8 protein-coding genes are annotated in these 9633 nt (G+C 71.6%); 1 reads left to right on the top strand and 7 read right to left on the bottom strand.

Annotated features, from left to right (window positions below):
- Positions 1 to 30: 30 nt before the first annotated feature.
- The 6 genes from ABD743_RS33675 to ABD743_RS33650 all read right to left on the bottom strand — a co-directional run bounded on the left by ABD743_RS33675 (position 31) and on the right by ABD743_RS33650 (position 6966).
- The gene (locus ABD743_RS33675; RefSeq protein ID WP_344727057.1) at positions 31 to 1344 is read right to left on the bottom strand and encodes a thymidine phosphorylase; all 1314 of its coding nucleotides are present in this window, start codon (positions 1342 to 1344) and stop codon (positions 31 to 33) included.
- Between the two features lie 77 nt (positions 1345 to 1421).
- Positions 1422 to 1823, bottom strand: coding sequence for a cytidine deaminase (locus ABD743_RS33670; RefSeq protein ID WP_344727055.1), 402 nt, complete (start codon positions 1821 to 1823; stop codon positions 1422 to 1424).
- The gene (locus ABD743_RS33665) at positions 1816 to 3084 is read right to left on the bottom strand and encodes an ABC transporter permease (RefSeq protein WP_344727053.1); all 1269 of its coding nucleotides are present in this window, start codon (positions 3082 to 3084) and stop codon (positions 1816 to 1818) included. The genes ABD743_RS33670 and ABD743_RS33665 overlap by 8 nt, the downstream gene beginning before the upstream one ends.
- A complete protein-coding gene (locus ABD743_RS33660) occupies positions 3081 to 4178 on the bottom strand; it encodes an ABC transporter permease (protein ID WP_344727051.1) in 1098 nt (365 codons plus the stop codon). The genes ABD743_RS33665 and ABD743_RS33660 overlap by 4 nt, the downstream gene beginning before the upstream one ends.
- Positions 4175 to 5731, bottom strand: a complete 1557-nt coding sequence (locus tag ABD743_RS33655) for an ABC transporter ATP-binding protein (RefSeq protein ID WP_344727049.1) — start codon at positions 5729 to 5731, stop codon at positions 4175 to 4177. Before ABD743_RS33655 ends, ABD743_RS33660 begins: the two co-directional genes overlap by 4 nt.
- 80 nt (positions 5732 to 5811) lie before the next feature.
- Positions 5812 to 6966, bottom strand: a complete 1155-nt coding sequence (locus tag ABD743_RS33650) for a BMP family lipoprotein (RefSeq protein ID WP_379659175.1) — start codon at positions 6964 to 6966, stop codon at positions 5812 to 5814.
- Between the two features lie 432 nt (positions 6967 to 7398).
- On the opposite strand from ABD743_RS33650, the gene ABD743_RS33645 reads away from it, so the two are divergent.
- The gene (locus tag ABD743_RS33645; protein WP_344727047.1) at positions 7399 to 8538 is read left to right on the top strand and encodes a D-alanyl-D-alanine carboxypeptidase family protein; all 1140 of its coding nucleotides are present in this window, start codon (positions 7399 to 7401) and stop codon (positions 8536 to 8538) included.
- Between the two features lie 21 nt (positions 8539 to 8559).
- On the opposite strand, the gene yhjD is transcribed toward ABD743_RS33645, so the two are convergent.
- Complete coding sequence (yhjD, locus tag ABD743_RS33640) at positions 8560 to 9633, bottom strand: inner membrane protein YhjD (protein WP_344727045.1); 1074 nt, start codon at positions 9631 to 9633, stop codon at positions 8560 to 8562.

Below are 9633 nucleotides of genomic sequence, written 5' to 3'. Positions count from 1 at the left end.
GGTCCCTCGTGACCAGCCGGGCCGCCGTGGTCATGAGGACGCGATCTGCGCCGAGCGCACCGTGTCCAGGAGGAGTGGGCCGCGGGCGGTCGGCTCGTCGGCGATCTCCACGCCGCCCTCCAGGGCCGCGCGGGCGCCCGCCACCGCGTCGGAGGTGTCCGTGTGCAGCTCCAGCAGTGGCTGACCGGCGGCGACCTCCTCGCCGATGCCGACGAGGAGCCGCGCCCCGGCCGCAGCCTGGACGGCGTCCTCCTTGCGGGCGCGGCCGGCGCCCAGCCGCCACGCCGCCACCCCGACGGCCATGGCGTCGAGCCTGGTCAGCACACCCGAACGCTCGGCGACGTGTACCTCCACGTGCTTCGCCACCGGCAGAGCCGCCGACGGGTCGCCGCCCTGGGCGGCGATCATCCGCTCCCACACCGGGTACGCGGCGCCGGACGCGAGCACCTGCGCCGGGTCCACGTCGGTGATACCGGCCAGGGCGAGCATCTCCCGGGCGAGCGCCACCGTCAGCTCGACGACATCGGAAGGGCCACCTCCGCGCAGCACCTCCACCGACTCGGCCACCTCGAGTGCGTTGCCGACGGCGCGGCCGAGCGGCACCGACATGTCGGTGAGCAGCGCGGTGGTCGGCAGCCCGTGCGCTTCGCCGATCCGCACCATCGTCGCGGCGAGCTCGCGCGCCCGTGCCTCCGTCTTCATGAACGCCCCGGACCCGACCTTGACGTCGAGCACCAGGCCGCCGGTGCCTTCGGCGATCTTCTTGCTCATGATCGAGCTGGCGATGAGCGGGATCGACTCGACCGTGCCGGTGACGTCGCGAAGCGCATAGAGCTTGCGGTCGGCGGGCGCCAGCGTCGGGGTGGTCGCGCAGATCACCGCGCCGACCTCGGCGAGCTGGGCGGCGATCTCCTCCAGCGACAGCGAGGCCCGCCAGCCCGGGATCGACTCCAGCTTGTCCAGCGTGCCGCCGGTGTGGCCGAGCCCGCGGCCGGACAGTTGAGGCACGGCCGCACCGCACGCCGCCACGAGCGGCGCGAGCGGAAGGGTGATCTTGTCGCCGACGCCGCCGGTCGAGTGCTTGTCGACCAGGGGGCGCCCGATCGACGGGAGCGACAGCACCTCCCCCGAGTCGATCATCGCCTGCGTCCAGCGCGAGATCTCCTCGGCGTCCATGCCGTTGAGGAGGATGGCCATCGCGAGCGAGGCCATCTGTTCGTCGGCGACGTCCCCGCGGGTGTAGGCGGCGACGGCCCAGTCGATCTGCTCGTCGGACAGCCGCCCGCCGTCCCGTTTGGCGGTGATGACCTCGACCGCGCTGATGCTCTGGACGGCGTCGGGCACGCTGTTCCTCCGGTCTTCGTGGATCAGGAGGCCTCAGGATGCCAGGGAGGATCGACGGGCCGGGTCCCGACCAGTGGTCAGCGCCCCTGGTCCGGGAGGTCGGCGGGGCCGAACGCGTCCGGCAGCACCTCTCGCATGGGGAGGATGCCGCGCGGGGTGTCGACCAGGCAGTCCGGGCCGCCGAACTCGTAGATGATCTGCCGGCAGCGCCCGCACGGCATGAGCAGCTCACCCGTGCCGGACCGGCACGCCACGGCGACGAAGCGACCCCCACCGGTGAGCCGCAGCTGCCCGGCCATCGTGCACTCGGCGCAGAGGCCGAGGCCGTACGAGGCGTTCTCCACGTTGCACCCGGTGACGACGCGGCCGTCATCGCACACGGCCGCCGCCCCGACCTGCAGGTGCGAGTACGGCGCGTAGGCCGACGCGGCCGCTGCGACGGCCGCTTCGCGTAGAGCGTCCCAGGGGACGTCAGTCACCTTCACCTCTCCGATACTCGACGCCGTCGGCCGCAGGCGGCCGTAGTCGCTGGGATGCCACGGCGAGCACCAACAGCGTGACGAGCTGCGGTGCGTAGGCGGCGAACTCGCGTGGCACCGTGTCGATCGAGTAGTACACGACGTACACCACCGCGCCCACAACGGCCGCGACCAGCGCCGCGCGCCACCGGCGCCGCGCCACCCACAGCACGGCGAGGCCGACCGCCAGGATCGTCGCGCCGTAGAGGAGCCCGTGCACCGCCTCGCCGCCGGCCCGCAACTGGACGCCGTCGACGTAGCCGAACAGCGCCGACCCCGCGAGCAGCCCGCCGGGGCGCCAGTTGCCGAAGATCATCGCGGCGAGACCGATGTATCCGCGGCCGCCGGTCTGGCCCTCCAGGTACCCGAGCTGGCCGGGGTTCAGTGTCAGCGCCGCACCGCCCAGCCCGGCGAGCGCACCGGAGGCGACCACTCCGATGTACTTGTAGGTGGCGACCTTGACCCCGAGCGACTCGGCGGCCACAGGGTTCTCCCCGCAGGAGCGCAACCGCAGCCCGAAACGCGTGCGCCACAGCACCAGGTAGCTGATCGGCACGAGCGCGAACCCGATGATGACGAGCGGCGTGAGCCCGCTGAGCAGGCCGCCGAGCAGCCCCGCCACGTCCGAGAGCAGCACCCGTTGCTGCGACTCGATCGACGCGAGACCGTCGGCCACCGGTTGCACGGAGAAGGTGTCGAACGCCTCGACCCGCGGGGACTGGCGCGGATTCTGCGAGATCGGCTCGAAGAGCAGCGTGGACAGGTACTTCGTGACGCCCATGCCGAGCAGCGTGATCGCGACGCCGGACACGATGTGGTTGACGTTGAACGTCACCGTGGCGATGGCGTGCAGCAGCCCGCCGAGGGCGCCGAAGACGACGCCGCCGAGCACCGCGGCCCACGGTCCCCACTGGTATCCAGCCCAGGCCGCGCCCCAGGTGCCGAGGATCATCATGCCCTCGAGACCGATGTTGATCACGCCGGCGCGCTCGGACCACAGCCCGCCGAGCCCGGCGAACAGGATGGGGAGCAGGAGCAGCACCGCCGCCTGCGTGGTGCCGCGGGAGGTCAGCTGGTACTGCCCGGTCAGCGTGGCGGTGATCGAGAGGATCACCACGCCGACAGCCACGACGATCAGCGCACGTGCCCACGCCGGGACGCGGCGCCGCCGTGGTGCGGCCGGGGGCGGGGCCGCCACCGGCGCTGTGGTCAGGGCCGTCATGACGCCACCGTCTGAGTCGGAGCTTCCACGGCCGGGGCGCTGCGCAGCTGCGCGGCAACCCTGCGCTGCTCCGCGGCGAGCTCGTAGCGCCGGACGATCTCGTACGCGATGACCACGGACAGCACCACCGACCCCTGCATGATCAGCACGATCTCCCGTGGCACTCCGACGTTGTCGAGTGCGAGCGCCGACTTGTCCAGGAAAGCCCAGAGCAGCGCCCCGAGCGCGATGCCGAGCGGGTGGTTGCGGCCGAGCAGGGCGACCGCGATGCCGGTGAACCCGTAGCCCTGCGGCGAGGTGAGCGTGTAGGCGAAGTCGCGCCCGAGCAGCTCGGGGAGCCCGACCAGGCCAGCGACCGCACCGGAGAGCACCAGCGCGATGATCACCATGCGCCGGGCGTCGACCCCGCCCGCGGTGGCGGCCGTCGGCGACTCTCCCGACGCCTTGAGCTCGAACCCGAACCGGGTGCGGTTGAGCAGGAACCAGTAGCCGAGCCCGAGCAGCGCGGCCACGGCGACCATCCCGAAGAGCGTGCCGCTCGAACCGAAGGAGACCCCGGGGAACTGCCCGCTCGCCTCGATCGGGGCGGTGGAGATGTTGTTGCCCTGGAGCACCCCGAACGAGTCGGGCCGGATGAGGTAGGCGATCAGGCCGGTCGCGATGAAGTTCAGCATGATCGTCGAGATCACCTCGCTGACACCGCGGTAGGCCTTGAGCAGCGCGGCGATACCCGCCCACGCGGCGCCCACCACGGCTGCGACCACGATGATCACGAGTGTGTGCAGCACCGGCGGCAGCACGAGCGAGCCGCCGACGATCGCGGCTACGCAGGCCGCCAGCCGGTACTGACCCTCGATGCCGATGTTGAACAGCTTCATCTGGAAGCCGATCGCCACGGCCAGTGCCGCGATGTAGTAGATCGCCCCGCTGTTGATGATGTCGACGGCCGTGGTGCCCTCACCGACCTGCGTGATCATGACGGTCAGAGCGGTGATCGGCGAGTCGCCGCTGATCAACAGCGCGACGGCGCACAGCAACGCGGCGAAGACGATCGCCAGCGCGGGCGGCAGCAGCACCGTGCGGACGCGGTTCATGCCGGCACCGCCTCCGAGTCGTCGGCGCCTGTCATCGCCGCGCCGAGCGACTCGGGCGTGACGGTCGCAGGGTCGGCATCGGCGACGAGCGTGCCGCGCAGCATCACCTTGATCGTGTCGGAGAGCCCGATCAGCTCGTCGAGGTCGGCGCTGACCAGCAGCACCGCGAGCCCGCGAGCCCTGGCCCGGCGTAGCTCCTCCCAGATGCGCGCCTGCGCCCCGACGTCCACGCCGCGGGTCGGGTGCGAGGCGATCAGCAGCACCGGGTCGCCCGAGAGCTCCCGGCCGACCACGAGCTTCTGCTGGTTGCCGCCCGAAAGCGCGGCGGCCGGCACGTCGACGCCCGGCGTGCGGACGTCGAACTCCGCGACGATCCGCTCGGTGTCGCGCCGGGCGGCCACCCGGTCGAGCAGGCCGAGGAAACCGCCCCGGGACACCGGCGGCCGGCTCTGGTGGCCGAGCATGCGGTTCGCCCACAGCGACTGGGTGGCGAGGAGTCCGTGGCGCGTGCGGTCCTCGGGCACGTAGCCGATCCCCGCCTCTCGCCGCTCGAGAGTGCTGGCCTGGCTGAGGTCCCGGCCGCCGAGCACCACCCTGCCCGCGCTCGCCCGGCGCATCCCCATGATCGTCTCGACGAGCTCGGTCTGACCGTTGCCCTCGACGCCCGCGATCCCCAGCACCTCACCGGCGTGCACCACGAGGTCGATCCCCGCGAGCACCGGACGCGCGCCGCTCTCGCCCGCCAGCTCCAGCCCTTCGACGCGCAGCACCTCGCGATCGGTGACCGTGGAGTCGCGGGTCTCGGGGCTGGGTAGCTCGCTCCCGACCATCATCTCGGCGAGCTGGCGGCTGGTCACCGAGGCCGGGTCGGCCGTGCCGACGGACGTGCCGCGGCGGATGACCGTGATCGAGTCGGCGATGGCGCGCACCTCGTCGAGCTTGTGGGAGATGAACAGGAACGTGAAACCGTCGGCGCGCATCGTGCGCAGGGTGTCGAAGAGCTCGTCGACCTCCTGGGGGACCAGCACGGCGGTCGGCTCGTCGAGGATCACGGTGCGGGCACCGCGGTAGAGCACCTTGATGATCTCGACGCGCTGGCGGTCGGCCACCCCGAGGCGCTCGACGAGGACACGGGGGGCGACCTCGAGGCCCACCGTGGCGGCGAGCTCGGCGATCCGGCGGCGGGCCGCGCCGCCGATGCCGAGCAGACCCTCGGCCCCGAGCAGGATGTTCTCCGCCACGGTGAAGTTGTCGGCCAGCATGAAGTGCTGGTGCACCATGCCGATCCCGGCCTTGATCGCGTCGGAAGGCGATCGGAACCGCACGATCCGACCGTCGACCGAGATCGTGCCCTCGTCGGGCTGCTGCATCCCGTAGAGGATCTTCATCAACGTGGACTTGCCGGCGCCGTTCTCACCGCAGAGGGCATGCACCTCGCCGCGGCGCACCTGCAGATGGATGTCGTCGTTGGCGACCACGCCGGGGAAACGCTTCGTGATACCTGCGAGCTCGACGGCGTATTCGGCCGCACTCGTGGCCATGCTCGTGGCCATGGCTGGAGCCTTTCGAAGGGGGACGTGGCTCGGGGGCCGGGCCGCCTAGGCGACACCGGCCCCCGACAGGTGCCCCGGGGTCAGGACGACGTGGGCGTGGTCTCGACTGAGATCGCGCCGCTGATGATCGCGGCCTTGTACGCGTCGAGCTGGGCCTTGATGTCGTCGACCTTGCCGCCCGAGGTGGCGTACCCGACTCCGTCCACCTTCAGGTCGAAGGTGTCCGGCAGGGTGCTGAGGTTGCCGGCAGCGGCGGCGTTGATGTAGTCGAAGACCGCCACGTCCACGCGCTTCAGCATCGACGTGATGATCACGTCCTTCACGTCGGCGAGACCCGGGATGTTGTACTGGTCCGAGTCGACGCCGATGGCGGACTTGCCCGCGGCCTTCACGGCCTGGAACACGCCCTGCCCCGACGCTCCCGCGGCGTGGTAGATCACGTCGGCGCCGCCGTCGAGCTGACCGGTGGCCACCACCTGCCCCTTGGCGGGGTCGCTGAAGCCGGTGAAGTCACCGGCCGGGGTGAGGTAGTCGACGTCGACCTGGATGTCGGGCGCCACGGCCTTCGCACCCTGCACGTAGCCGGCCTGGAACTTCTGGATCAGCGGCTGCTCGACCCCGCCGACGAACCCGATCTTGCACGTCTGCGTCTTGAGAGCGGCGGCGACGCCCACCAGGAAGGAGCCCTGCTCCTCGGCGAACACCAGCGGCGTGACGTTCGGCAGCTCGACCGAGCTGTCGTCGACGATCGCGAACTGGGTGTTCGGGCTCTCGGCCGCGACCGTCTTCAGCGCGGTGGCGTACTTGAAGCCGACCGCGATGACCGGGTTGTAGCCCTCGCTCGCGAGCTGGCGAAGCCGGGTGGCCGCGGCGTCCTCGCTCTCGTTCGGGCCCGCGGTGAGCTCCTTGGTGTTGGCCTTGGCCAGGCCGAGCTCGCTGATGGCCCGGTCGAGGCCCGCGCCCGCGGCGTCGTTGAAGGACGCGTCGCCGCGACCACCGATGTCGAAGGCCAGACCGACCTTGAGGCCGCTCGCGTCGGCGTTCGGCAGCGCCGGCGCCGGGCTCGCGGAGCTGCCGCCAGGGGCGGACGGCGCGGAGTTCCGCGCGCACGCACCCGCATTCGTCCCACCGCCGCCGGCGGGCTGGCTGGTCCCGGTGTCGCGGGCACAGCCCACCACCACCAGCGCGCTGGTCAGCACGGCAGCTGCCAGCACGAATCCACGTCTGATCCGCACTGAAGAAGGCCTCCTGTTCCGGCATGACCGATCTCGGACGGCACGCCGGAGGGGACCGTAGCCGAGCGATTGATCAGTTCACAGAAAGGAATCAGTGGCGTGACCGAATCGTCGACTCCGTTAAGTGAGAACGATGTCACGTGCAGCAACCAGCCTGCGGGCGGCGCCTTCCGACCTCGCAAGCACCCGATTCGCGTTGATCATGATAGGCGCTCGTGTGCCTCCCGGACAGCAAGAAACCCTCCCAGGGCGAGTCGCCCGATCCCGGGGCGGGGGCCGCCGACCCGCTCGGCCCCGTGTTCGCCCGGTTGGCGCAGCTCAGGTCACGTTTGTCCCGGTTCATGGCGCGACAACGGGTGGTTCGGCCTGCCGACCGGGGAAGCCGCTTCCCGGGTGACCCGCTGCGGCGTGGAGCGATCGTAGAGTCACGGCGTGCAACTCCTGGGCATCATCGCGGTGGTGGCTGCCCTTGTCGCGCCCGTGACGCCGGCCCCGGGATGTCCGGGCCAGCAAGCGCCGCCTCCCCCGTTCGCCCGCGAAGAGCTCGTCGCGGCCGTCGAGCCCTTGCCGTGGCCTGCCGAACCGGTGGGCGGCCCGCAGCTCGGAACCTGCGGTGAGGCCGGGACGACCGGCGCGCCACAGGTGGGCGCCGCCTCGTGGGTACTCGCGGACATGGACTCCGGTGCCGTGCTCGCCGCCCGGGCGCCCCACGCGCGCCACCGGCCCGCTTCGACCCTCAAGGTGCTCACCGCGATCGTTGCCGTGCGCTACCTCGACCCGGACGCCGTGGTCGACGGCACGGCGGAGGACCAGCAGATCGAGGGCAGCAAGGCGGGCATCGGTCCCGGCGGTCACTACACGGTTCGCCAGCTTCTTGCCGGTCTGTTGCTCAACTCCGGCAACGACACCGCGCAGGCCCTCGCCCGTGCCCAGGGTGGCGATGCCCTGACACGGGCACGCATGGCCGCCGTCGCCGGTGAGCTCGGTGCACTGGATACGTTGCCGGCCTCGGTGTCCGGCCTGGACGGGCCGGGAATGGCGACATCGGCCTACGACCTGGCGCTGCTCTTCCGCGTCGCGATGCGCGAGCCGTTGTTCGCCGGCACGATCGCCACCCGCAGCGTGGCCTTCCCGGGATACGGCGACCGGCCCGGGTTCGTGGTGAGCAACACGAGCCATCTGCTCGGGCAGTACCCGGGGGCGCTCGGCGACAAGACCGGATTCACGGACGCGGCCCGCCACACCATCGTCGGAGCCGCGGAACGCAACGGGCGACGGCTGGTGGTCGCCCTCGTGCGCGGCGAGCAGCATCCCGTGCCGCTGTGGAAACAGGCCGCGGCACTGCTGGACTGGGGCTTCGCGCAGCCGGCAGATGCGCAACCGGTCGGGACCCTCGTCGACAGGGCGCCGGTGGTGACTCCTGCTGTGATGAACCCACCCGCCGTCGTCCCGGACGTGACGGCGCAAGAGCCGAGCCACGCGGCGGTGGTGCCCGTGCTGCCGATCGGGCTCGCCGTCGCTGCCGGTGCGACCGCCCTCCTGCTGACCCTGCGCCGCCGAGCCCGCCGCTGAGCTCGGCCTGCGGGGGCGGGGTCAGCCGTCGCGGCGGCGGCCGGGGAGGAAGCGGCTGCCGACCAGGCCCGTGACGAGGCCGGCGCCGAGCAGGCCGAGTGCCGTGCCGCCGGTCGGGCCGGATCGCACCGTGACCGCCGGCCTGATCACGGCGGGCGGTGGCACGGGGGTGGGCTCCTCCTGCTCGTTCTCCCGGGAGGTGGCCGCCCACGCCGTGACGAGGAGGATGAACCGCGAGACGAAGTAGGCGAACACGAGCAGACCGAGGAGCGGGCCGAAGATCGCCCCGCTCGGCGAGCTGGTGACGGCGCCGAGGTAGTAGGTCATCACCTGCTTGAGCACCTCGAAACCGATCGCGCCCAGCAGCGCCGCCTTGGCCGCGCTCCGCAGCGTCGCGTGCTGGCGGGGCAGGCGGGCGATCACCCAGAGGAAGATCAGCCAGTTCGCCAGCAGCCCGAGCACGATTCCGATCACGGTGAACATGACCGGCGCCCAGCCCTCGTCGGCGAGCCCCACGAACCCGAGCACGGTGACGACGAACCCGGACGCCAGACCGGTGATCGCGAAGGAGGCGACCAGCGCCAGCCCGAGGCCGAGGAGCGTGAGCAGGTCGAAGAGCAGGCGCTTGAGGAGCGGCGGGGCGGTCGGGACCTGCCCCCACTGCGCCGACAGCGCATCACGCAGGTTGGACATCCAACCGATGCCGGAGTAGAGCGCGGCGAGCAGGCCGATGATGCCCACGGCGTTGCGGGACTCGATCGCGCCGTTGATGATCGGCATGATCACGCCCTCCAGCCCCGCCGGCACGTTCTTCGCGATCCCGGCCTGCAGCTCCGCCAGCAGTTCGGGCCGGAGGAACAGCACGTACCCGGCGGCGGCGAACGCCACCATCACGAGCGGCACCAGTGACAGGACACTGAAGTACGTGATGGCCGCGGCGTAGTGGTCGCCGTTGTGCGCGCTGTAGCGCGCCCCGGCGCGCATGAGATGGTCGAGCCACTCGTAGCGCTCCCGGAGCCGCTCCACCTTCGAGGGGCCGCCCTTCGACCCAGCGTCCTTCTCGCCTGCGTTCGTCCGGGCTGCTGGGGCGGCCAC

It is taken from the genome of Pseudonocardia yunnanensis (assembly GCF_039534065.1).
Taxonomy (GTDB): Bacteria; Actinomycetota; Actinomycetes; order Mycobacteriales; family Pseudonocardiaceae; genus Pseudonocardia; species Pseudonocardia yunnanensis.
This window is presented reverse-complemented; position numbering and strand designations above follow the sequence as displayed.